Source organism: Limnochordia bacterium (genome assembly GCA_023230925.1).
Classification (GTDB): domain Bacteria; phylum Bacillota; class Limnochordia; order DUMW01; family DUMW01; genus JALNWK01.
This window is the reverse complement of sequence record JALNWK010000042.1, coordinates 1-26012: the sequence shown is the minus strand read 5'-3', so window position 1 is coordinate 26012 and position 26012 is coordinate 1. Positions and strand designations below refer to the sequence as shown.

At 47.1% G+C, this 26012-nt stretch carries 16 protein-coding genes; 14 read left to right on the top strand and 2 right to left on the bottom strand.

All coding sequences use genetic code 11. From position 1 onward, the window contains the following. Positions 1-346: 346 nt before the first annotated feature. Positions 347-1216, bottom strand: a complete 870-nt coding sequence (locus M0Q40_09595) for a helix-turn-helix transcriptional regulator (GenBank protein ID MCK9222854.1) — start codon at positions 1214-1216, stop codon at positions 347-349. Positions 1217-1246: 30 nt separating this feature from the next. After that, positions 1247-2494: an alpha-L-fucosidase gene (locus M0Q40_09590; protein ID MCK9222853.1), complete on the bottom strand. Its 1248-nt coding sequence runs from the start codon at positions 2492-2494 to the stop codon at positions 1247-1249. A gap of 788 nt (positions 2495-3282) precedes the next feature. Here M0Q40_09590 and M0Q40_09585 point away from each other — a divergent pair. The 14 genes from M0Q40_09585 (at position 3283) to msrA (ending at position 25725) form a co-directional block, all read left to right on the top strand. Next, entirely contained in the window at positions 3283-4554 is a 1272-nt protein-coding gene (locus tag M0Q40_09585; protein ID MCK9222852.1) for an extracellular solute-binding protein, read from the top strand. A 577-nt stretch (positions 4555-5131) separates the two neighbouring features. After that, a complete protein-coding gene (locus M0Q40_09580; protein MCK9222851.1) occupies positions 5132-6553 on the top strand; it encodes a sulfatase-like hydrolase/transferase in 1422 nt (473 codons plus the stop codon). A gap of 698 nt (positions 6554-7251) precedes the next feature. Then, the gene (locus M0Q40_09575; protein ID MCK9222850.1) at positions 7252-8067 is read left to right on the top strand and encodes an extracellular solute-binding protein; all 816 of its coding nucleotides are present in this window, start codon (positions 7252-7254) and stop codon (positions 8065-8067) included. A gap of 211 nt (positions 8068-8278) precedes the next feature. Further along, a complete protein-coding gene (locus M0Q40_09570; GenBank protein MCK9222849.1) occupies positions 8279-9568 on the top strand; it encodes an extracellular solute-binding protein in 1290 nt (429 codons plus the stop codon). A gap of 259 nt (positions 9569-9827) precedes the next feature. Next, entirely contained in the window at positions 9828-12437 is a 2610-nt protein-coding gene (locus M0Q40_09565; protein ID MCK9222848.1) for a glycosyl hydrolase family 18 protein, read from the top strand. A 629-nt stretch (positions 12438-13066) separates the two neighbouring features. Beyond that, entirely contained in the window at positions 13067-14473 is a 1407-nt protein-coding gene (locus M0Q40_09560) for a sulfatase (protein MCK9222847.1), read from the top strand. 420 nt (positions 14474-14893) lie between these two features. After that, the gene (locus M0Q40_09555; GenBank protein ID MCK9222846.1) at positions 14894-17272 is read left to right on the top strand and encodes a M60 family metallopeptidase; all 2379 of its coding nucleotides are present in this window, start codon (positions 14894-14896) and stop codon (positions 17270-17272) included. A gap of 113 nt (positions 17273-17385) precedes the next feature. Continuing rightward, entirely contained in the window at positions 17386-18735 is a 1350-nt protein-coding gene (locus M0Q40_09550) for a sulfatase-like hydrolase/transferase (protein MCK9222845.1), read from the top strand. A 355-nt stretch (positions 18736-19090) separates the two neighbouring features. Next, positions 19091-19408 carry a DUF86 domain-containing protein gene (locus tag M0Q40_09545; protein ID MCK9222844.1) on the top strand — a complete coding sequence of 106 codons (318 nt, stop codon included), beginning with the start codon at positions 19091-19093 and terminating at the stop codon, positions 19406-19408. A gap of 634 nt (positions 19409-20042) precedes the next feature. Then, entirely contained in the window at positions 20043-22286 is a 2244-nt protein-coding gene (locus tag M0Q40_09540) for a hypothetical protein (protein ID MCK9222843.1), read from the top strand. Continuing rightward, positions 22286-22639: a DnaJ domain-containing protein gene (locus M0Q40_09535; protein ID MCK9222842.1), complete on the top strand. Its 354-nt coding sequence runs from the start codon at positions 22286-22288 to the stop codon at positions 22637-22639. Before M0Q40_09540 ends, M0Q40_09535 begins: the two co-directional genes overlap by 1 nt. Next, positions 22639-23364, top strand: a complete 726-nt coding sequence (locus tag M0Q40_09530) for a nucleotide exchange factor GrpE (protein ID MCK9222841.1) — start codon at positions 22639-22641, stop codon at positions 23362-23364. The genes M0Q40_09535 and M0Q40_09530 overlap by 1 nt, the downstream gene beginning before the upstream one ends. Continuing rightward, a complete protein-coding gene (locus M0Q40_09525; protein ID MCK9222840.1) occupies positions 23357-25072 on the top strand; it encodes an Hsp70 family protein in 1716 nt (571 codons plus the stop codon). The genes M0Q40_09530 and M0Q40_09525 overlap by 8 nt, the downstream gene beginning before the upstream one ends. A 110-nt stretch (positions 25073-25182) precedes the next feature. Beyond that, positions 25183-25725, top strand: coding sequence for a peptide-methionine (S)-S-oxide reductase MsrA (msrA, locus tag M0Q40_09520; protein MCK9222839.1), 543 nt, complete (start codon positions 25183-25185; stop codon positions 25723-25725). Positions 25726-26012 lie beyond the last annotated feature (287 nt).

Sequence of the window (26012 nt, the reverse complement as noted above, 5' to 3'; positions counted from 1 at the left end):
CAAACAATCTGGGTATACTGATAGTAGACATCGGGTCATCTCCTTTTGGTTGTTATCTTATTAGGAGTATTACCCGGTGTCCTTTTTTTACTCATTTTGGTCAACACTTACGGAGATGAACCTACGATGGCGTTGCTTTCTTTGAGGAATGTACTGGTCCGGGATATACTGTGGGCTATGAGATTCACGGTCAACATAAGTCACTGTATGGGACAATGCTACCATACTCCGGCCTATACCTTTGAGCCCTGAATTAGGCAAAAGGGCAAGAGTACCTTTATCAGACTCTATGATACTAAGATCTACGGTGGGGAGTGATTGGGTATTCCTACTATACGCTTGTGGCTTAGCCTCCAAGCTGGGCGGTAGTACGGAATGTGCTTGGTCGCATACCAACTTCCTCTAAGAATACGCGGGAGAAATGACTCGGATCAGGATAACCGACCCTTTCAGCCACTTGAGCGATAGAAAGCTCGGTATCAACCAGTAGACGCTTGGCGCGGTCAATCCGTACTAGACGGATAAACTCCGCCGGGCTTTGGCCCAGCTCGGAACGAAATAGACGACTTAGATGACTAGGATGACATCCTACTTCTTTGGCAATTGCTCTAATCTGTAAGGGTTCATCGATATGCATATGTATGTGATGAATAGCCTTGAGTACTGGTGGATCGATGATGCTTGGTGGAAGTTCCTGCGCGAATACTTCCCGGATGAGCCAAGCAAGGGATTGCAGCAAGAGTCCATGCCCGGCCATGCGTGCGGCCGGGCGGTCTAGACGGTATTCCTCAATCGCTTCCTCCGCGTATTTGCGGGATCTACTCGGGTGAGGCAACTCAAAGACCTGTGGGAACTCAAAGAGGCGAAACAGGTCAAGGGCTCCAAAAAGGCGTACGTTGAGCCGGACATACAGCATTGATACAGCCTGAGGGCGAATAAGATGGGCAAAAAATGAACCAGGTCGAAACAGTACTCCGCCGTTCACCTGGTACACGCCCTGGACACTCTCAGTCTCGATAAGATACGTAGCATCCTTAACGAACCACAAGGTATATGACGGAATATGTTCTTTGCGCCGATCGACAGGATAAAGAACAGTGTGAATCGAGGTTCCTGCCAGATGAAGCTCAAGAAGTGTGTGGTCGAGAAAACTCTCAAGGCCTGTGCGATCTACGGCGGAATTAAACTCGAAGTCGGGAGAACTCTCAACTGGCATAGGCTTACCTACACGATGCACATCAAATCATTATTCGTCCTTAGCCTGTGCAACGTGGAAGGCCGCAAACCTCCTTATGAGTGGGGTGTCATCAGCGTCGTGAACTACAAGCCTGAGCTTGTCTGTTCTAAGCTCCGGGAATCGGTCCATCTTTTTGTGGCCAATTGCACTGCCTTCTACAAGAAGACTCCAACCTGTGTCAGTGTATGCTAGCAGCTCATATTTCCTAATCCGTTCACCGTGACGGATTTCCTCCATTAGAATCACATGATCCACAAGGAGTGCTTTGGGTAGTTCCAACCCAAGTTCATAGCCTTCTCCCTTGGTTAGTGCAACCGGGTTCGAGAATCGTCTGCGGATTTCAGCTCCAAATTCAAGTACGCGTTGCTTATCCAATTCGGGGAGTAATCCTCGATCATCAGGTGCAACATTGAGTAGAAGATTACAGCCATGACCAACCGAACGGTAGTAGATATCCATTAGCTCATCCAAAGAACGCAGGGAATGTTCATCATTAGGATGCCAGAACCAACTTTGTTTGCGGATTGGCACATCACACTCGGCGGGAATCCACATTGGTGTTTCTGGTAGCCATTTAGCCATGTCCTGGGTAAACATACTTTGTCGTGCCGCGGCTGCCGTGTTCCAGCAGGGGTAAGGAGCAACGCCATCCTCATTACCCACCCACCGTATCGTGGGCGCTCCCATATTGAAAACCATGGCTTGTGGTTGATACTTTTTGATCAAGGCCATGATGCGGGGCCAATCGTATTCACGTCCTTCAGAACCTGCTCCATCGAACCAGAGTTCAACCATCGGTCCGTACCAGGTGAGTAACTCTGTGAGCTGTTCTAGGTAAAACTCATCATAGGCTTCCTTATCGTGATAACAGGGAGCATTACGATCCCATGGCGATAGGTACACTCCAAAGGGCATGTTCAGCTCTTTACAGGCAGCGGCACATTCCGCGACTACATCACCCTTGCCATTCTTCCAGGGACTGGACTTTACCGAATGCTTCGTTGTGCTGGTCTGCCAAAGGCAGAAACCATCATGGTGTTTAGCCGTGAGGATGAAGTACTTAAAGCCTGCCTCTTTTGCTGTGGCTATCCAATCCATGGCATCCAATGACGTGGGGTTAAACCTCCTTGGTGACTCGGCGCCACTGCCCCATTCCTGATTGTAGAATGTGTTTATGCCAAAATGACAGAACATACCCAATTCTAGATCTTGCCAGGCCAACTGCTCGTTTGAAGGTATTGCCAACTTATTACTCATAAGGAATCCCCTCGCAATGCTGTATATATTCGGAAACAATGTATTGCAAAAAGTACTACCTGAGAGGTGAAAAAGGTAATCCATCAGTTCGTATTCACTTAATATACAAGTAGGACCAACATATTCGAAACCAATACTTAGTAGACGCACGTGTAATTGTAGCTAGCATAATAGTAGCAAACATGGCTTTTTCCGTCAAACATCCGCGATCACTCGTATGAGTCAACAATTCACGAGTGCTAGCTTCATCTTCAGCTTTTTCAACGACCAATGAATAAAGTCTGTTTTCTTTCCATGCTCGCTTTAGTGCTGAGACCCAATGTCTAATCTCAGAGTTGAAAACGTCCGATCTGTGCAAGATGAGTCCATTGTTCTACAGATCCCCCAATTGGTACAATAAATGTAACAAAGCTAAATCAGACGATGTCTGCGGACTTTTTCGTTTAGCTCTAGTACGAGCCGCGTTACGCAGGGAATTACTATGATTGATCTGGCAAGCAGGTGATCGGGTTAAATATGAAAGCGTGGGTATATTGAGTGGTTTTAGTCCTTCTCAATGATGATCTCGCTTCGGGGGGTGTATACGACTTACTGGAAGAAGCGGAAGGTGACGCCTTGCTAGAATAACGGGTGAATATAAGAGATATAGTCACTGTTTCAAGAGCTTTCTTGGTTGTCGTAGTATCCATTGCACAAAACACATAGCGAAAAGAGCTGCAGGGGACAGAACAGTTGGAAACTAGTAAGTGGAAACAGACACCATGGAATGAGGAAAGGAGAGGTCTTCAGTGAGACGAACACATCTAGGAATCCTTATTGTGTTTATGTTAGTCTTTGGTCTTGTCTTACCAGTCTATGCAACTGAGAAAATTGTCGTACTGATCGAGAACAATCCGCAGCTTTTACAGTTTCACAAAGAAATGGCAGAGGAGTTTTCCGAGCTATGGGATGTCGAGGTAGAGATCATGACTGCATCAGGAGCCTATGAGGAGCAAGTAGGTGTCCTACTTGCAGGTGGGGTTGAGCTAGATATTACGCAGCTTTGGGCTGAAGGAGGCGCACCGTACTTCGAATGGGATGCCTTCGTTGATCTTAACACCTTTATTGAGGATGACCCGGACGTGCAAATTGAGAATTTTGCCCCGGCGCGTATTGAAGCCTTTACCTGGCATGGTAAGCTTTTCGGCTTGCCGATGAATGCGAACGCTTTCCTAGGCTATTATAATCGTGATGCTTTGGAATACGCTGGCTTGGAGCCGCCCGAGGCCCTAGGAGACAAATGGAACTGGGCTGCACTAAAAGAGTATACTCGCTGGTTGTCCGCTGATACAGACGGCGATGGAATCATTGACCGGCCGGCGCTATGGATGCCATTGAATCCGCAGCGAAGCATTGCCGCTTTTGCCGAACAAGCTGGGGGTAGGATCTTCGATCGCTACGTCGATCCAACGATGGCTACTCTCAGCGATGCCAAAAGTCTTCAGGGACTTGAGTTTCTAGTGAGTCTGTATGCCCAGAGGGTGGCGAGTTCTGGTGGGAACTTCTCTTCCGGACACAATCCTATGCTTCTGTTCGAAGGACCATTTGCGATGGCTAATCTGGCTGATGCTAACGTTTCCTTTGATTGGGGTGTCATGGATTTACCCATGGGCCCAGTCCATGATGGAACAGTCATGCTAGGAATAGGGTATCAAATTCCGGCAAGCTCCAAGAACCAAGCTCTGGCGTGGGAGTTTCTCAAATACTTGGCGAATAATGTGAACTCAATCAATCGGATGGTGGAGATCACTGGTCGTACTCCAGCCTTTATTCCGGCGTTGCCAGACTATCAAGATTTGCTACTCGACCGGTTCAGGGATCGTACCGTCTTGAATTTCGCTTCGAAGATTGTATCGGTACACACTTTCCCTGGGCCAGTCGTAAGCAACTTAGGTGGAATAAACCCCATCATCGGCCGATTGATGCAGCAGGCGGCAGATGGAGAGATTCCCGTTGATACAGCGGTGTTAGAGATTGATCGTCGGGTAAATGCCATTTTGCAGGAGATGAGCAAAGACTAACTTCGCGAGGGTGGATTACACGAACGTAGATGAAAACAGACAGCTAGCACGGGTATAAGGAATAGGCCATACGATTACGCTTACCCTAACAGAACCAGCAAAGGTTAACCAGGTAGTTGTCATGGAAGATATCCGCTATGGTGAGCAGATTCGAAAGGAGGGTCTATTACCTGGTAACCGTTGGGAAGTTCTTTGTGATGGTATTTCTGTCGGCCACAAGCGGATTCAGCAATTCGAGCTTGTCGAGGTGGCTGAGATTCGTCTCTGCGTAAGTGAGGGTATATGACGTAGTCTCCGTAGAACCATCCTTGTGTGAGGTTTCCCAGACCAAGCATAGTCTGGGAAACCCCACAGTCCAAGTTTCATCTATATTTCATTCTCTTTCCGATAGTAGCTGACGTGTTTATTCGGTGCCCTTGGGAGAGGGAGATGGACTAACGGCTCAGGAGGCTTGTAATGCAAAAACAAGAAGTCATTTATGGAAGGCGTACGTAGCTAAGAACGCTAATGAACTTTATGTAGTCTGTGCTGGTAACAACTAGCAATGTAGATTGGTCATCGAGAGGAGTCTGGCCATATGAGTTGTGAACGACCGAATATTGTTGTGTTTCTGACAGACGATCATGGGCAGTGGGCTGCCCGCTGCTACGAAAATACTGAACTGATTACTCCTAACATGGATTACTTAGCCACTAGTGGTGTGAAGATGAATCAGGCATATACGCCTTCACCAGTGTGTTCGCCTGCTCGGGCGTGTTTGTACACGGGACGTTTACCCTCGCAGCATGGAATCCATGACTGGTTGCGGGAGCATGATTTAGAGAATGAGCATCCGGGTCTAACCGGAGAAGTGACCATCGCCGAGCTTCTGCAACAAGAGGGCTACTACACTGGTTTGGTTGGCAAATGGCATTGTGGCAGGGGATGTGAGCCAAAGCCCGGATTTGATCGGTGGTTTAGTTACCAGGTGAATCAATATCCCCATTTCGGAGCGATCCGTTTCTCCGATCAGGGAAAACCGATTGAGCAGCAGGGGCATCAGACGCCATTCTTGACCGATCAAGCTATTAGTTTTCTCCGACAAAGACCCAAGGATAAGCCGTTTCTGCTGTTTGTCAACTACGTGAACACTCATTCGCCCCACTCAGATCAACCCAAACGTTGGGTATCTGCTTACCGCAAGTGCAGTTTTCGGGACATTCCGGATGAAGGTCCCTCCAAGGCCCATGGTAGACCCTGCCCGCCTTGGGCCCATGCGGTAACGAACCATCGTGAGGAACTTGCTCAGTACTATGCGGCGGTAAGCTTCATTGATGAGCAAATCGGGCGGGTCCTAGATGAGCTAGAAGGAATGGGTGCACTTGAAAATACTTTGGTGGTCTACACGTCTGATCATGGCCATATGACCGGCCGTCATGGTTTGCATAGTAAGGGAAATGCGACTGTACCACAGAACTTCATCGATGATTCCATTTTGGTACCTTGCCTCCTGTTCTGGAAGAAAGGCTTGCCAACAGGTGCTGTGCGCAATGAGCCAGTGGATCACTGTGATTTGTTCCGTACGCTACTGGATGCGGCTGGGGTTGCCACCAAGGATTTGGAGGAGGAACTGAACCTGCCTGGCAGATCGTACTTGCCATTGATCCGGGGTGAATCCGATCGTGCCCCCTGGCGTACTGCGCAGTTTTGTGAATATGGGAATGCCCGGATGATTCGTACGCAAGAGTATAAGCTGATTCGACGATATCCGGGTCCAAACGGACATTTTCCCGATGAGTTATACGATCTGGAAAATGATCCTTGGGAGCGGGTGAATCGGGTTAATGACTTAAGTCTGTCCGATGTGAAAATGGAGCTAAGCCGGCAGCTAGATGCTCACTTTTCTCAATATGAAATACCAGGGCGAAGTGGCATAGACGTTGCGCGACAACCCTTATGCAACGGTCATGAACCATGGCATTTAGATTCAGAAACAGGTCGTTCCATGGTGGAGAGGTAGTTTGTACAGGATTGTGGTACCAGTCTATGTTCCTGAACCATGGTTTCTAGGAAATCGTGGTATATGAAGGAGGAAATGTTGGGTGTAGATTCATACTACGGATACGTAAGGTTGTGCTAAAGATCATCCAATTCGACGGTTCCTTTGTTCTACGTTCTGCGGCTCTTTTAGGTAGAACGATAGATGGTGTTTCGAAACCAGTCCCGCTGTAAGTGATCGAATAATCCGTTTGCAGCCAATGTTCAAATGGCGCAAAGAGGTTAATAACCTAATCTTGAATACATATTAGATACAAGATATAGTTAAATATAGATAAGAGACCGTTTTCCATGAACCACGGGTTTGTCAATAGGAACTACATAACGAGCGCTACCAGATGTACAGTTAATTACAGGCATCTGTTTATCAGAATCATCAATGCTATTTTGTGTGTGGCTTATCGGAGGGATTGCAAAACTATGTTCTGATCTCCACTTAGGTACAGTGTTTTATTCCTCTGGTGTGAGAATGACATAGGCATATATGAAGAACAAACGTGGATGGCAGAGCATAACTTGACAGACCTATCGAGATGTTCGGCTCTCCGATCGTCTCATAAGTCATGTCGTTTAGAGTAATGCGTCGTTTCAAAAAGGTAGTGTATCTATGGGGCTAGTTACAGGACTAGTCTACACGCGAATCTGCTAGCAGAAGCAGGTATACCTGCGCTTCCGACCGAATGGGATGCCGATCCGGGGTGGAATTGGGAGTATGTCAAGGCGATCTCGCCGAAATTGACCAAATCTACACTAGAATCAACAACCCAGTACGGGCTAGGCGGAGTTGGTGTGGCAGAGTTGTGGCCATTGTACTTCGGAGCGGATTGGGTTGATGAGGATCTAAATTTTACAATAACGGCACCGGAAACCGTCGAGGCCGTAGAATACTTTGCTGCAATAGCGCGGGCCCCGTATACCGGAGGCAGTGTCAGTGCAGGAACTGCTGCTATGGAATACGGCATGAGTTGGACGGTGAACACATATAAAGCGTCTGGCTTTCAGTTGTCCTATGCCCCCTTACCGAAAGGAAATGAACAGATTACCATTGTTCATACGGATGGTGCCGCGATTCTCAGATGCTCCAAGGAGAAAGAAGCGGCATGGCGATTTCTTGAGTGGTTGTTCAAACCTGAGAATGCAGTGGGATTCTTTACTCAACAGTGGAACTATCTTGTGCCCATGCGCGGGGTCTATGATGAATGGATGGTTCAAATGCGGGACCGTTTGGGCAGTTATGTGGACACAAGTCACTATGGAACTGTTCTTTACGGTGCAGCTCCATATGGGGTGAGGTCTCCATTGTTTACAAACAGTAAGTTTGCTCCACTATGGCAGAATCTACTATCCTGGGGCTCAGACAACATTATGTTCGGTAGTGGTTTATCAGCAGCGATCAACCAAGAGACATCGATTTTGAATCACTTGATTTCCGCAGAGGAGCAAGTATCAGCGTTGTTACGCCAAGCACAGGAATAGAATAGCGGGCAAGCCCCTCCTTGTTGTAAATAGAACGGACTCGTCAGATCGGTTTTTGATCTGGCGAGTCTTGAGAAAGCATGATCCGCTTGCCTATGTAGCTAGCTCGGACGAAAACTTGTGGTCCTGTCTTTGTTGACTAATCTGAGGCTGTAGGGACCTAGTTAGTTTGAACACAGAGACTAAGATAGAGAAGGAGACAAGACAGACAATGCTATTAAGCAAACAGAATCAGTGGTTTGGATTGGTCTTTGTAATCACACTAAGTATGACTCTCACTTCATTGACATCGGTTTTCGCTCAAGAGGAAATTGTGCTGGAAGTCTCATTACATGAGTGGCATCGTGTTGTTATTGATACCGTCCAAGAGGGTGTGACCCGATTTGAAGAAGCCAACCCTGGTATCAAAGTCGATGTGAGGACAAAAGGCGGAGGATGGGACGCGTTTGTGGTACGCGCTGTTGCGGGCACACCACCTGATATTCTTGCTTTTAATACGTTTAATGTCGCAGAGTTGGCTGAGGCTGGTTATCTACAATCACTTGACCAGTTTATCGCCAGAACGACGCTAGAATCTGATATTTTCGTACCGATGTGGGAAAATTGGATATGGAACGGTCATACCTATGCGATTCCTGCTCTTGAAACAGGTCCAAGAATTGGGCTGGTTTGGAACCAGGATATGCTTGATGAATCCGGAATTTCGATTGATCCAAATCAGCCATTGACCTGGGTTGAGTTTCTCAATTATGCCGATAAGTTGACCGTTCTTGATAGTGATGACAATGTTGTTCGAATTGGCTATGACCCTAGAAACGGACAAAACTCGAGACTTTTCGTTCTGGCTCCATTGCTCAATGCTCCTTGGTTAGACTATGAAACGAACGAACCATTGCTAGATAGTATTGAGTTCATCGACGGGTTTGAATTGTTTGTCGATCGGATTTATCGTAAATACCCATCATTTCAAGGTGGAGGCGGATGGTATGATATTGCCTACAAAACCGTGGCCACCACTAACCTCGGGTTATACGCTCCGGGGGAAATCCGCAACGTTGATCCTAATGTTAAAGTGACCGTCGGTTGGCCGCCGCATGCACAAGGCCTCAAGACGCAACAGCTTTTTGGCTGGGGTCTTGGTATTCCAGTTGGTGCTAAGTACACCGAGGAGAGTATGAAGTTGATTGAGTTTCTTGCAACTGATGTACAATTTCAACTGGACTTATTTGCTGCAACTGGATTCATGAGTGCAGGCGCCGACTTCATGGCGGAACTACCGAACCATGTCCATGATCCAAACATTCTTTGGTACATCAATAGTTTAGCAGAAGCAGACGAGGTTAACTCGCTAAGACCCCACCCAATCATCGGCAAAGCTGAAGGGCTTTTTAATGCAGCGGTCGGTAGTATTTACAGCCTTGAGACCCCTGCCCGAAAAGCACTGGAGGAAGCAAACCGCCTGTTGAGAGCTGAATTGGTATCGCAGGGTTTCCTTGATTAACATCCATGTTTGGTACAGGTGGTGTCTACGGGCGATGCTCCTGATTTATGTTAGGAGCATCTGCCGATATCATTGTAGGCATATAGGCTATGTCGAATCCGATTATTAACTGGGGGACACGCACAAGGGAATCAAAGGAGACTTCAGCTTAGAACTAACCGGAGCAAGAATAAGTAAATGGGCATGGAGATGCTGCTACACGGGGTGTTTTTTCAAAAGCTATACTCATGATTAGCCATATTGTATTAGGAGATTTGCTATGAAAAAAATCTTTTGTCTAAGCTTAACATTGTTTGTGGGTTTCTTTGTATTCACGGCCTATAACATAGCTTTCGCTGAAAATGAGGAAACGGCGATGATAACTTCAGTTGCTTTTGCTGACGATTTCATGGTATCAGAAGCCCGACCGGATTCATTTGGAAACGAAAACACAGCGAAGGCTTTCGATGGAAACGATGATACCGTTTGGTTGATTACGGAAAAGGGCAGTGAAGCCCAACTGGATTTTGATGAGCCGAGGACCATGAACATTATTCATCTTAAAGAGGTGGGTAGCAATACTCGTAAGTTCAGAGTAGATGCCTGGAACGGGGAGGAATGGGTTAAGGTTTATGGGAATGACTTAATTGAAAGTTATCATTTAGGAGTGTTTGATACGATCACGACTAACGCAATTTGCTTGGTGATCGAAGATTATGTTGGTGATGCGGTTAAGATCAAAGATGTCGCAGTGGCCTATCAAGGGCCTATCTCCCGAGATACTGAATTTATTAACATGGCTTATTTTACCGGTTGTAATTATGTTTTTAACTGGGACCCTGTAGAACCTAAGAAAATGGATTCCTTTACCGACGTAACGATGCTCGGCAATTGGCAGTTTGATAAACATGGCAACTTTCGCATTATGAAAGAAAGAGACGGAACCGGTGGATTTGAAAAGACCCTAGATCCAGATTCGGAGGAAGCCAAAGTTTTGTTACAACGTTGGTATCAATGGATGAAAAGTTCCATGGGAGAGAATAAACCCAGGCTATGGATTTCCATAACCGCACAGAAGGACGCCCAAAGACCCGATGGTACCCCCGAAGCCGGTGCTCCAGGGGGTTCAGTAGATGCTTTTTCTGATCCCGCAGTTCGGGCACAGTTTATTGCGGATGTAGTGGCACACCTGAAGGAGTATGACCTAGACGGTGTGGACCTTGACTGGGAGTATCCGGCAACGGCCAGCCAATGGCAGGACTATAACAACCTAGTTATTGAGTTGGCTGAGGCTCTTCATTTAGCGGGTAAGCTATTCTCTACAGCTCAGGCGCCGAACTCGGGATTATCAACACAGGCGCTCAACAGTTTTGACCGGATCAACATCATGGCCTATGATTGGTTTGGTACCGACCAGAACCATTCCACCTTTGCCGGCGCGGTGGATGCGATCGACACCTTCATCAACCAAAGAGGTGTGGCAAAGGAGAAAATCGTCTTGGGTATTCCCTGGTATGCAGACAAGAAAGGAGACTGCACTACCCAGACTGACTGGAAAACCATCTACCGGCTTCTCACTGCAAATAATGCTATCGGTGATCATACCATAGATCCGGGGATCAATACCGTTGACATCTGGGGTTTTAACGGGCCAAACCTAGTTAGAAATAAGGTTCTTTATGCTATTCAGAAGGAGATTGGCGGTGTCTTCTATTGGCAGGTCAAGAACGATTTTGACTATGATTTTTCCTATTCCTTGGCTAGAACTGCCAAAGAAACAATCGACCGCTTTGTGCACTACGAAGAGATCATGGGGGCTTTGAGTTCCCTTGCCGGAACAGTCCTAAGTGATGTAACCCCCGTACAAATAAAACTGCCTGAAATGACTTTTTCCCATGTTCAAATTTTGTTCGACGAACAGGTGCTCTATCAAGGGGAAGAGCTTCCAACAAATTTGGTGCTCAACCCGGCGGCGTTATCCTGTGGTGACCATACCTTGGTTCTGGTAGTCATTGATGAGCACGGTACTTTGCATCGAGATACCGCTAAATTCTACGTGGAGCATTTCGATTTAATACAGCCCAAACGTAAAGGCCCATGGGCGGAGCAAATAGCCGGTGAGATGATGATTCAGGTTGAGCCCATTATCCCAGCAAGTTGTTTTGTTGATGTGAGGGTAGACCTAAAACGTATCGTAGTGAAATTGAATGCTATGGATGATAGCGATGTTAGCTCGTTTGAAAAAAACTTGTTTACAGGTACAACCTTGCCATTGAATCTATCTGTAAACACATTAGACCTTGAGGATGGGGCCTATGATCTGATCATCCACGCCGAAACCAGCGAGGGAATTCAACACCAAGTAACAGAACGGATTGTCATTAAAAACTGGGAGATATTAGAGGACCATATCCTGCCCCCGGAGAAACTGGGTTGGTTTGGTGTGCGAGATGCCCTGAAGGCAGTGGATAAATCCGATGGATGGATATATGACCAAACTGAGCCTGAGCTATTCTTTGGTGATGCAAACCGCATTATGCCAAAGGGGGGTGAACAGCAGTTTCTTACCTGGAAAATGCCTAATCTATGCACATATGAGCTGGTATTGTATACGGAAAATCAGCAAATAGAAAATGATGTCATTGTGCAAGTATCTAGCGACGGCGACAGTTGGACCGCTCTGCCCTACAACGTGAGTGTGGTTTATCCACAGAATCCAAAGTCACAATGGTTTAAGGTTCATGTTTGTGGTACGGTTCCGCAGGAACAGTCCGGGGTATTTTTCCGATTGCTATTTACTAACCAGAGTATTCCCCCAAAGGCATTGCAACTAGGTTATGTACGATTGCTAGGTGTAGTGGATGCAGCAAGTCTTACGCTGTTTCCTTAAGAAAGCACCGAGTATGCGAGCAGGGCATGGCCATAACTGCTGGTGAATAAGAAATGGTCTGTTCAATATAGCTTAAACATCCACCGGTGCTTCGTTTCGGGCGAAGCAAAGCCTGCCCGGCATAGACCACAACTCGACAGCGGAAGTCCGCGCAAATATCGACTACTAGCAGAAGGTAGGGGTGTTCTCTGCTAGCTCTAAGTAAAATCCCGGTCGGACAAACACGAACTTATATACCGAGGTCATGAGTTGGTTGAGTTGACTAGGCAACACAGGGCCTGTCTACAGGGCAAATGCAATATAGGGGAGTGAGTTGACGATCCGTATGATGTCCTTTGAGCAAGGATTTTACTTGCAAGCAACGAAATGTTAACCAGATACCCTGTAGTATATGTCCTGTATTCATTCTCGCAGTTTCGCTGATCATCGACTAGGTTAATAACTTGATATTTTAATCAGGTCAATCCTGGTCATAGAAGCAAACCATTTCGTGCAAGAATACTCAGTTATCTGCACACAGGGGTAGATGAATCTTCATCTTTGCTAGGTGTCTCTTGGAAAGAAGGAGGCGATGCAATCTTGGCGTGTGGGTTATGTTCTTTTGGGGATGGAAAAAGGAGAGGTATTCAATGAGTGAAAGGCCAAACATTGTCTTTATTATGAGTGATGATCACGCGGCCCATGCCATCAGTGCCTATGGGAGTAGGATCAATAGGACACCGAATATTGACCGAATTGCCAATGGGGGTATGCGTTTGGATAATTGCTTTTGTACTAACTCGATCTGTGCCCCTAGTAGAGCTTCGATCCTTACAGGTACACATAGTCATATCAATGGGGTCAGGACTTTAGCGGATCGGTTTGATGCAAGACAATTGACCTTTGACAAATTACTACAGCAATCAGGGTACCAAACGTGCATTATTGGTAAGTGGCATTTAGGACATGGTGGTTTCAGTGATCCCCAGGGATTTGACTACTGGAATGTGCTACCAGGTCAGGGGGCCTATCATGATCCGGAAATGATCGAGATGGGAGAAAAGAGACGTTATCATGGATATGTTACAGATATTATCACCGATTTGTCTTTGGGTTGGCTGAAGTCGCGAGATACTAACAGACCCTTTTGCTTGCTTGTGCATCATAAGGCACCCCATCGTCCATGGATTCCTGACCAGAAGCATGCCAATTTGTACGAGGATGTCCAGATTCCCGAACCGGAAACGTTCAATGATGATTATGCTAATCGGGCTACTGCAGCTCGGGAAGCGCAAATGCGCATAGACGAGCATCTGTACAAGAGAGATACAAAAATCGATCCACCAGCCGGTCTAAATCCCCAGGAGCTGAAGAAGTGGAAATACCAACGCTATATCAAAGACTACCTACGATGTGTTGCTTCTATCGATGATAACGTTGGCAGGCTGCTTAATTACCTTGATGAGGAAAACCTTACTGAAAATACGATTGTGATTTATACCTCGGACCAGGGCTTTTTTCTGGGAGACCACGGGTGGTATGACAAAAGGTTTATGTATGAAGAATCTTTACGGATGCCTTTTTTGATCCGTTACCCAAAGGAGATTCAACCACAATCTGCCCTGGATGCGATGGTTCTAAACATCGATTTTGCTCCTTTATTCCTAGACTACGCCGGACTAGAAACTCCGAACGTCATGCAAGGGCGGAGTTTCCGGCAGCTTCTACGGGGAGAAACAATTCAAGACTGGCGGGAGTCGATGTATTACCGCTATTGGATGCACTTAGGGGATCACTATGTTTATGCCCATTACGGGCTACGTACCTATCGCTATAAGCTGATTTACTACTACGGTGAAGCTCGGGACTGTGGCGGCACCATTGACGAAGCAAAGACTCCCGAGTGGGAGTTGTTTGATCTGCAAGCAGATCCCTTTGAGCTTTTCAATGTATATCATGAGCCGGCATATCAGGATGTGGTGAAGGAGCTTAAGGCTGAGCTACTGCGACAACGCAGGGAAGTCGGCGATGAGGATTGCCCCTGGGATGATGATTGATAGAATACGGTTTGGGAGAAAACCTTTACTCGAATATTTAGCGCTTCTTATTCCTGGCCTGCTAGCCATTCCTAGATGATGTTCAAATCGCGACAAATGATTAATATGTCAACCTTGAGCACATCTGGAATACAATTTATACTAAACATAAAATGCAAAGTACGGAGTCTGGATAGTATCCATCTGGATCGATCGATTATTCATGTCTTGATTTATGCGCGTTGCTTGAGCTTAGAGCTTGCAAGAGTACCTTTCAGAATCAATTACGTGGTGTATAGACAGCAGACCTCAGCTGTTACTTAGTGGACAAAGGCGAGGTTAGCGGATGAACGCGTAAGAGAGGACCGCACACAAGATGAATCGGGCGAAGGAGTCGTGGTGTTATTGGTTTTGGGATCAAAGGACAAAAGGAGGTAACCGATGAGCTACGTTGAGTTAGGCTTAGTACTGTTACTGTGTGGCATATTCATCTGCAGCACGATGGGGTTAGTGGTATATGCCAAGGAGGAGCGTGATGACGATGGGCAAATAGTAACCATGGTACTTGATCAAAGGGGTATTCTTGCCGTTGATCGGGAAACCAAGCTTTTTGGTGGACCAAGTAGGTATTTACCAACGGGTGTATATAAGAAGCCTGATGAACCAATCATTATTGCCGTAAGTTCCACAGATCAAAAGGTATTTCCCCAGGTTGTCATATCTGACCCGATACTACAGCACTATGTTGAGGGGAACAAGGACGGGATCCCCCTCAAAGAAGGTAAGAATGTCATTTCCACTCCCCAGGGTGGAGTCGTCCACCTCATTAACGAAAGCGACAAGACGAGTACCCCACCTGTCGTCACGATTGAAGGCGGAGAGAAGTTTACCTACTTTGTTTTAGGCGAACATACCCTAGAAGACTGGTATGCGATGCTTGAAGAGTACAAGGATATTCCCGCGATCGAATTGGTTGGAGAACGGGTGTTTATCACGGCTAGCTACAATACTGCTAAAGATATCGATGATCCCATCAAGTTGCTCCAGTGTATTGATGAGGCCATAGAGGTGGAAAACAGGGTATCGGGGCTAGATGAGAGTAGCCCAGACCCAAGGCATAGACCGAGTCAGTACCGCCAGCATATGCGGGAGAACAATTCTCCAGGAACCTATATGTACATGTTCTATAACCATACAGGATACAATTCCGATGCGATGAAGACGATACTAAACACCCAACGCTTCACCCAAAATGGCTGGGGTCCTTGGCATGAACTCGGACATACCTATCAACAGGGCCCGTGGAAGTGGGATGGCGTGGGTGAAGTAACGGTGAATATCTACTCTTTGCATGTTCAAAAGCATTTTGGGAACAAGACTAGGTTAGAGCAAGAAGGATGTTATGATCGGGCCTTTGCTTACTTGAATCAGCCGGATAAGGACTACAACAAGATTGACGATCTATTTGTGAAATTGGTGATGTTCTGGCAGCTAGACCTCGCCTTTGGGGATGACTTCTACCCCACACTCCATCGGACCTATCGGGAGATGCCCAAGTGGCAGCGTCCAACAAATGATCATGATAAGATCCAGACATTCATTGCGACCAGTTCCCAGGTGGCAGATCGTAATCTAGGTCCATTCTTCGAAATGTGGGGACTAATACCTACACAAAGAACGAACGAGCAGATTTCTCATTTGCCGGATTTAACCCGACCGATTTGGTCGTTAACAGACGCAAACACCAAGGAGATCATGGGTGCCCTTGGTCATCTCGCAGGGGTGACCCTAACCTGTGTGACTCCTGTGGAGATAGAGGCACCGGAACTGGTCGTGGAGAGAGTCCGCATTGCAGTCGATGGTGAAGAAGTGTATCAGGGAGCAAGGGTTCCTGTAGATCTGGTACTAAAACCAGCGGAGCTTGCCAGGGGAAATCATCAGATTACTGCAACCATCATCGATGATCAAGGTGAACAACACCACCATCAAGCTACTTTTAGAGTGGAACACTTTCACCTGACTCAGCCTAAACGTAGTGAACAGGGAGCAGAAAGACTAAGTGGTCTGGTGAATGTTATTATTGAACCGGTTATTCCACCAGGCGATATTGTTGGTGTAACTGCCGCGTTGCAAAGAATTGTGGTAGATCTGGGAGCCACTGAGACACCACCGACATCTAGGCAGATACTGTTCGCAGATGAATCCCTGCCGCTTTGCTTTCCGATGAACACCTTAGAATTCGTGGATGGAGCCTACGATTTGATCGTCAATGCTACCACAGTGGGCGGTGTGTTCTCGGAACTGAAGGAGCGCATTGTAATCAGGAACTGGGAAGTGTTAGAGGATCACATCTTGCCCCCTCAAAAACTTGCCTGGTTTGGAACACGGGATTCGCTGAAAACGGTTGAGAAATCCGACGGGTGGGTATATGCTCAAAACAATAAAGAGCAGTTTTTCGGCGATGGAGACCGGATTATGCGTGGTAATGACGAGGAACAGTATTTAATCTGGAGCATGCCGAATCTGTATGAGTATGCGGTCACGCTATATGCTACGACTACGACGATTGAGGCCAATGTTTTGATGCAGCTTTCTGTAGACGGGGAGTCTTGGGTCGATGTGTCCTACAGGCCTGTTGTATCAACCGATGATAACCAGTGGTTTAAGCTAGATGTCCTTGGTACCGTACCAAAAGAGGTACCTGCAGGGTTCTTCCGCATTGTCTTTACCGGTAATGACCTGCCCACAGATGAGCTACAACTTGGGTTTATACGCCTCTCCGGCGTGGTAGATGGGGCAAGTCTAGAGCTTCTAGACTAGCATTATCTGGTCCAGGGGAGAGGGCGAACCGGCAAAGAACCCATACCAGCTGGGGAGGTTTGGATTTCCCCAGCTTACTCCAAGCAGGTCAAAAAACATTTAGGAGGAGAAGAATGTCCAAAGGGAAACCGAATGTTTTGGTGTTTTATACCGATCAACAACGTTGGGATACAGCAGGGATCCACGGTAATCCATTAAACCTTACTCCTAATTTAGATAGACTGGCGTTAGCCGGCACTCACTTGTATCATAGTTTCACAACGCAACCAGTATGTGGACCTGCTCGGGCCTGCCTACAAACCGGGATGTACGCAACAACCACGGGGTGCTATAGAAATGGTATTCCCCTACCGGAATCCTGTAAGACGTTGGCCCACTATTTTAACGAAGCGGACTACTACACCGGGTATATAGGGAAATGGCATCTGGCAAAGGCGGATCCGGTCAGTGAGGAGGAACAGGGGGGATACCAGTACTGGCTCGGTGCAAACCTGTTGGAAATGGTATCTGATGCCTACGATACTGTGCTTTTTGATAAGCACGGGCGTCAAGTCAGACTGCCTGGGTATCGGGTGGATGCTCTTACCGATGCTGCTATACGCTTTATTGATGATGCACAGCATAAGGATAATCCATTTTTCCTGTTCATTTCCTATTTAGAGCCCCACTTTCAGAATCAGCGGGATGACTATCCAGCCCCCGATGGTTATATGGAACGGTATATAGGTGGATGGATCCCGCCGGATCTTGCCGCGTTAGGCGGTTCAACACATCAACATATAGCTGGTTACTATGGAATGGTAAAGCGTTTAGATGAGGCATTAGGCCGGATTGTTGATGCTTTGAAGAGTCTGGAGCTCCTTGATGATACCATTATTCTCTTTACTTCTGACCATGGATGTCATTTCAAAACCCGAAATGGGGAATACAAGCGTTCACCCCATGACAGCTCGATTCGTGTCCCCACGGTACTAAGTGGACCGGGGTTCTTTGGTGGTGGTCGGGTTCAGGAACTGATCAGCACAGTTGATTTGCCACCTACTCTACTGGATGCCGCGGGAATAGAGGTTCCAGAACAGATGCAGGGAAGGTCAGTTTGGCAGTTACTTAATCGGAAGTGTGATTCCTGGCCGGAAGAGGTATTCGTGCAGATCAGCGAATCCATGGTAGCACGCGCCATAAGAACCAAACGCTGGAAGTACTGTGTTGCCGCTTTGGATAAAGATCCCTGGCGAGATTCATCTTCTAATAGCTATGATGAATACTGCTTATATGATCTCCAGGCGGATCCCTACGAACTACGGAATCTAATAGGATTAGACTCCCATAAGGAAGTGACAGAAGTGATGAGGAACCGGTTGTTAAAAAGGTTAGAAGAGACCGGGGAATTACGTCCTGAGATTGTGCCCGCCAAACGGCAAAAAAGCGGACTGCGGGTCAGGCCTGAAGAGGCCTATATGTAGCAGAATAGATCAGGGTTAGGTCTTGGATGTAAAAATATCCTACAGGACTGTGTTTGTACAAAGGGTTGTCCGCTTATTCATGGTCTCTTGTTTACCGAAAGGAATTACTTGGTATAACGTGATTAGGCAGAGACAACAAAGGAGTGGGCATCTTCATGGATAAAGATTACACGATCCATAGACTAACCCGTCATTTCAACCCTTCTACGAACTCTATCATCAGTGTGCCATGCAAAGACTGGAGGGTCTTGGGCAGAATGGTCGATAAGGATGTTATTCTGAGACGTTTGGTAATTCTAGAGGAGTATGTGATTGACCTCAGACAAGCCAGGGATGAGATACCTCTAGAGGGGTTTTGGATGATAAAGTTCTCCGTCGCTATGTCGAACTAACACTGCATTTGGCTGCAGAGAGATGTTTAGATATAGCAAATCATATCATTGCCTACGAAGGATACCGTGAACCACAGAGTAATAGTGACTGTTTCCAGATCCATGAGCAAGGTATCATCGAACTCCAGCTTGCCGACCGGATGAAAACAATGGCCCAGTTCCGAAATATTGTTGTACATGATTATCTTCGTATCGATCCTAAGATCGTATACGCAGTCCTCAAAGACAATATTCCAGACATCGTACTCTTTGCCAAACAGATAAATGACTGCTATTTATAAAAAGGCTTCCCTTGAGGGGTCAGGACTGTTCCCTGTACTATCCTTACAAGCAGTGCTATTCAGTCTGCATAGGACCTCTATTGCCTCTTTTATGTACCCGCCATTTGCATGTTTTAGTTCCTAATCTGGATCACTATGCCAGTGTAGGTCTCCTAACGACCGTCTGTGTCAATGTCAGGTCCGCATTGGGGCGTACTCCTGATCAATGGTGGATTAGCACATATGGCCAAACCCATGAGGACTTGGTGCCATGATGAAGCTGTTGTGTTGGCGTAATACGGGATGCCTACAGGAAGTAACCGATAATGTCGTTGTTTACCCTAGGTTCACTCAAGAAATAGCTGAAAATGCGGTACGGGAAGTATACCCGGGAATATCTAAAGACCTATTGCCCATACAGGAAGGATATCATTGGGGGGTATGTCGAACTTAATGCACAGGATCAACGAAGGTGGTATGCTTAGCAGCTGTTGAACCTACAAAACTTAAAGATGCAGCCAGTATCCGTGAATCGTTGACTCATACTAGATCATGTTTATTATTGACATGTAATTACTAACATTGTAGTCTATGGTAAAGTGTTCTATGAGACCTTTTGGACTGATGTCTAGGAAACTAATATGGAGGAACGGCAGTGTCCCGAAAACGACAGAAGAGCAAGCACAGACAAAAAGATGCGGTTACATATGAGGAAATCCTATCTCTCTACCGTGATGGTGAGTGGCAGAAGGTAGTCAACGGGATTAGAAGCCTGAATGCTGTTGATGAACACCAAACTCAATTGCTTCGACGAATCAGGGCTGAGGCCCACCTGCAGTTGGCTATGCAATTTGTGCGTAGGTATAATCCGGCGGCGGTTATCTCCGAGATGGTGCAAGCAGTCCGCAGTGCTCCAGATATACCTTTGTATCAGTACTACTTGGCCCAAGGGTATGTTTTGGACGGCAAACTAGATGCGGCCGAGGAGATTTATCTGTCCCTTCTAGGTACTCCCCTGCAAGATGAAGTCTTGTATCACTTAGGATTGCTTTATCTAGCCACAGGGGAGACCCAAAAAGCTTACGATCTCCTTATGGAATACGAAGATGATAGCGTAATGCTAGGTCAACTTCCGTTGATGAAAGCCTTAAAAGATGGTGCCGCTACGACTGATCTATGTGCTTGGTTGGACCAAAGGGCGCAGCAACTGAAGCAAGACCTCAATTCGGAAAAAGCGTGGCTGTCCTATTTGTACATCAAAGCAGTCTGTGGCACATTGTACCTAGAACTTGACCAGATTGAGAAAGCGATGGCTGAGTTTGAGATGGTCTTAGCGATGGTTGGAAAGGAGACTATTTCGGTATCTACCACGTCGGAAGTTGCGGTAGCACGATGGTCTGTCGAGAGTATTAGTCTTGAAGCACTTACCGATCTAGCAGTAGAAAGCCTCATTGCGATCTATGATCAACAAGGAAGGTACGAAGCAGCGCTACGTTTGGTGACAGACCTTAAGGATCAGGAAAGAGCAGCACAGTGGAAGTACCATTTTGTCTGCCAACAGGCAAAGGAGTGTTACGAACGAGATGATCTGGACAAAGCCTCGGCTCTTTGGGGCGAATTGGGTGATGATTCCTTTGCCAAAGAGAATCTTTATCTAGTTGAGCTACATAAGGGTTGGGAACTGCTGCAGCAGGAGAAATACAAGCAAGTGATTGATGTGCTCAAGGCTCTGGGCTTACGCTATCGCCGGGCAGAGGTCTGTCATTACCTAGCTATCGCCTACGAGGAATTAGCTGATCCCAAGGAAGCAATAGCCTGGTGGGGCAGAGCGATTAGTGCGTGGCGGAATCAATATCGAGATGAACCGGACAACTCGGTTCTTCGTCAGTTGATCATTGAGGCCCATCGGCATCGGGCTCAGTTGTTGATGGATATAGGGGACTCCTCCGAAGGGTTTGCGGAATTGGAGAAGGCGGCGTTGTTGGCACCCGACAACAGACAAATTGGCAAACCCCTCATGAACTGGTATCTAGAGAACTTGGAGTTTGCCAAGGCGCGACGTATTCTACGTACCCTCATACAGCATCATCCAGACGATCCTGAGTTAGTGATCCAATTTGCCTGTTCCTTGGAGGTGCAGGACAAAGACGAAGAGGCATTGGCGGCCATCCAAGAACTTATCGAAAGGCATCCCAACGATACCAAGTTGCAGGCGGTGTTAGGTGAATTCTATAGCATTATCGGGAAGAAGAACCTGGAGGATGGGGATGACCAGATTGGATTAGAACGGCTTCTAAAGGCGGCTGAGCTTAGGCCCGATGATCCCGAATTACCGCTTTGCCTTTATGTTGTATATACAGAGGAAGGCGAAGAGGACTTGGCAGCGGAGCTTCTTGAAAGAATTGATAAAGAGCATGGAGACCGACCAGAGATATTGGTTGGGATAGGGGCTATTGAGCTACAAAGAGATGACCTAGATCAGGCCAGCAAGTTTTTCCGGAAGGCTTGCCGTATAGCCGATGAAAAAGAACCTGTTGTTCGTCTACGTATCGCCAATGCTTATCTTGAGCATGGAGAGCATGTGAGCCGGGCCACTTACCAGGTAAACAAGGCCCTGGAAAAGGGATGGCACATTCCTGAGGTTTGGCTTGAAGCAGCTGAGCTTTGGGAACAAAACTATCGGTTTGAGAAGGCGATTAACACGCTTGAATCTGCCCTAGAACACCATCCGGATGATATTAGAATACATGTGCAGCTTGCATGTTGCGCCCGAAATTTCTGGCGCTTGGGCTTGTATTTCGATGAGATTGCATACTTAGAGGAGTGGTTGGATAATCATCCGAATTCACCGATGGCAGAAGTAGTTGAAGACATTGTGAGGAGGAGCTCGTTATTCTAATGAGTGAAATACGACAAAACCCTTTCATCGTTTTAGGGGTTGACCCTGGTGCTGACGAACAGCAGATCAAAACTGCCTATCTACAGTTGATTAAGGTACATCGTCCAGAAAGTGATCCCGAGAAGTTCAAGGAGATCAGGAGCGCCTACGATGAACTGAAGGATCCTACAGCACAGGCCCGTGCGTTACTTCGCTTTGGGTTCAAGCCCGGGTCACCCCTGGCAGTTGATACTAAGCCGCAACGTCATCAAGCGCCAACTCGTGAAGGCTTGGTCAAGCTGGATCCCTTTGGCCCCTTTAGCCGAGTGCCTAAGGCCCGTTCCATCGAGTGTTTAGAGAAGGAAATTAAGTAGTGGAAGAGGTCATGTTTGTGTGGGATAGACTAATCGGTTTCTTCACCCGTCGTCCAGCGAGGAGTGAGAAGCTACAGCATATTTTGGAGCAGAACGATCAGTTGACTGAACAGGTGGTCGAACTTGAAGAGACTGTTGCCGACCTATCTAAAATGCTGCGGAGAATTAATAAAGAGCAGATTAAGACCTCGATGCTGTGGGAACGGGAGCAAGAGCTAACACAAGAGGTCTTAGAGCAAAGCCAGCAACAAGTAAGGCGGACAAGCCATGAGCTAGAAGAATACATTACTAAGAAAGTAGAAACCAGCATGGTTGCGGAGTTTTTGGCTGTGCTAGATCAGCTGTGGGATGGCATTCATCTGCTAAAGACCATGGAAGCTCCCACTAGTTGGTGTGAAGCATTGATATCAACCTATGAGCGGGCGGAGGAGGTTCTGCTAATTCGGGGTCTAGAAAGAATCCCTGCTGAGGGACACCTCTTCGATCCTGGACTGCATCGGGCAATTGGTACCGTACCAGCGGGGGATGCTCCCCAGGGGATGGTCATAGAGGTGACTCGGCCCGGGTATATCCTCGCTGGAGTGGTCATCCGGTATGCCGAAGTAGTCGTGGCGAAACACTTTGCAGAAGAGGACTCCACAGAATCCAGCGTATTGGATAAAAACGATGATGAGGATAATACACTGCCAAGGTCACATCTTGAGGAGGAGTCTGTTTGTGAGTAAAATCATCGGTATTGATTTGGGAACAACGAATTCTGCAGTAGCTTACATTGATCGGGGGAAACCGCGTATTGTGATGATCAATGGCAGGCCGCTGTTGCCTTCGGTGGTAGGAATAGATAACGAAGGTAAGATCCTAGTGGGGGAACCGGCCCGAAACCAGTATTTGCTTTATCCCGAACGGACGGTAAAGTCTGTTAAACGCCATATGGGGAGTGATCAACACTTTAGCCTTGGGAAGAGTAGTTATTCTCCCCAAGAGATCTCTGCCTTCATTTTACGCCAACTAAAGGAAAGCGCTGAGCGGGAGTTAGGAGAAAAGGTGGAAAAGGCCGTCATTACTGTACCAGCTCATTTCTCCGATGCTCAACGCCAGGCCACCAAGGATGCTGGAGAGATAGCCGGTTTAGAGGTGGTACGGATTATAAATGAGCCCACCGCGGCAGCCTTAGCTTATAGCATGACCGATCGGTTGAGCGCCAAGGTCTTGGTGTATGATCTCGGTGGCGGCACCTTTGATGTGTCGATTGTGGAGATTAACGGTGATATTATCGAAGTACTTGCTAGCTCAGGGGACAATGAACTCGGTGGAGATGATTTTGATGAGGCCATCGTCCAACAACTTGCCACAAGTTTTCAGAGCGAACACGGTATTGATCTGCGGAAGGAACGTCGCAGTGAGAGCCGCCTAGTTCGGGCTGCTGAACTGGCCAAGATACAGTTGTCTGATCGGCCATATATACAGATAACCGAGAATTTCTTAGCTCAAAAGGATGGAGAGCCCTTGAATCTGAGCTATGAACTATCTCGGATGGACTTCAATAGTATGATTCAAGATATGCTGACCCGTACCGTTGATTGTGTCCGACAGGTCTTAAAAGATGCGAAGCTAGATCATCATGATATTGACCAAGTGGTGCTTGTGGGTGGCTCCACTCTAATTCCTTTAGTCAGCGAGATTTTAACCGAGGAGTTGAATAAGCAACCGGACCGAGAGATCAACCCAGCAGAGTGTGTAGCGATTGGGGCGGCGATTCAAGCGGGCATTATCGCCGGCGAAGAGATCGATAAGATTCTAGTTGATGTGGCTCCCCATTCTTTGGGAGTATCCTGCCTAGATTTTAGCTATGGTATTCCGGATCCCGATGCTTTTAGTGTGATCATCCCGAGAAACACCCCGATTCCCTGCTCAAAGTCCGAGGTGTACTACACGGTCCATGATCATCAGAAGGCAGTAGAGATCGAGGTTTATCAAGGTGAATCGAAGACTGCTTCCGAAAACGTGTTCCTCGGCAATTTCACTTTAACCGATCTGCCAGATGGGAAAGCCGGTGAAGTGAAGATTATCGTCAACTTCGATTATGACATAGACGGTATCGTAAGAGTCAGTGCCGCTGAGAAGACAGGCGGCAAAGAGAAAGCGATTACGATTACCGATGCCAAGGAGCGGATGAGTCAGGCGGAAATTGCCAGAGCCAGGGCTGCCATGGCAAGTGCCGAATATGCCAGTGGTGAGTTGCCCGTTGCCACACAGGAATTGGTTAAGGAAGCCCGGGCGGCTATAGATAAAGTCGATCCAAGGTTAGCGAAGAAACTTAAAAACGTCATTTCTGCCCTCGAAGAGGCTTGGCAGCAAGAGGATGATGCGCGTTTTGATGAACTTGAGGATGCCCTCATCGATCTGTTATATGAAGCTGATGAGCAGGAGTAAATAAGAGGGGATGTTCCGTCCCCCTCCACTCGTTTCGGATACGACGCGCATACCTGCTCTGTGATTAAGCAAGACTACTGTAAGAATCCCAAATTTACGGAGGATCAGAAATGGAGCTGCAGCTAGCAACCATCGGCGGTGGATGTTTTTGGTGCCTTGAGGCCGTATATGAGGACCTAAAAGGAGTGGTCCAAGTGGAAAGTGGCTATTCCGGAGGACACACGGCTAACCCGACTTACCAGGATGTGTGTACTGGGGAGACAGGACATGCGGAAGTGGTACAGATTAGCTTTGATCCAGGGGTGATCACCTATCGCGACATCTTGCATGTTTTCTTCTTTATCCATGACCCAACCACGCTCAATCGTCAAGGCGCTGATAGAGGAACCCAATACCGTTCCGTGATCTTCTATCACGATGACCAGCAAAAGAACATTGCCCAAGGGGTAATCCAAGAGCTTGAGGCACAGAGTATCTATGATGCCCCTCTAGTCACCCAACTTGTTCCCTTTTCCAGCTTCTATCCCGCAGAAGACTACCATCATCGGTATTTCACAAACAATCCTACAAAACCATACTGTGCCATGGTTATTGCACCAAAGGTCGCCAAGTTCCGGCAAGAGTTCCTCTCTAAGCTAAGGACGCGTCCTTGAACTTGCCTGGGAGGCCCATCCTACATCTCATCTTTCTTATATTACCCTGTATATCTAGCTAGCAAAATATCTTCTAACCTTGCTCACACGAATGTCCGATAGATGTCGGAAGAACTGGGCAAGGGTAGCACAAATTGGTTGACAAATGTGATCCCAGCGATTATAACCCAAATTTCCCCGGTTTTAATAGGCTACAAAGATCAGCAATTCCAAGCTAAGACTGAAATGTAAAACTTCGACTAGTCTCTCAAACCGCTCTAATTCTAGGTTACTATGCCTGCAGATAT